Origin of the sequence: Mesorhizobium sp. M8A.F.Ca.ET.161.01.1.1 (assembly GCF_004792105.1) — a bacterium.
Lineage (GTDB): Bacteria > Pseudomonadota > Alphaproteobacteria > Rhizobiales > Rhizobiaceae > Mesorhizobium.
On record NZ_SRTD01000447.1, the window covers coordinates 1 to 290 of the forward strand.

Below are 290 nucleotides of genomic sequence, written 5' to 3' on the forward strand. Positions count from 1 at the left end.
CGCGTGTTTCCGGTCAATCCGGGTCAGGCGGGCAAGGAGATACTGGGACAGGCGGTCTATGCCCGGCTGGCCGATATTCCCGAGGCTGTTGATATGATCGATGTGTTTCGTGCGCCGGAATATCTTTCCGCGATTGTCGACGAGGCGATCTTGCTGCCGCAACGCCCAAAGGTGATCTGGGGTCAGCTATCCGTGCGGGACGATAATGCCGCCGCCAAGGCCGAGGCTTATGGCATTAACGTGGTGATGAACCGTTGCCCGGCAATTGAGTATCCGCGTCTCAATATCGC

1 protein-coding gene is annotated in these 290 nt (G+C 58.3%); it reads left to right on the plus strand.

The window, feature by feature from the left end; genetic code table 11:
- A partial coding sequence (locus tag EN804_RS36475; protein WP_135922435.1) for a CoA-binding protein occupies positions 1–290 on the plus strand: 290 nt, incomplete at both ends.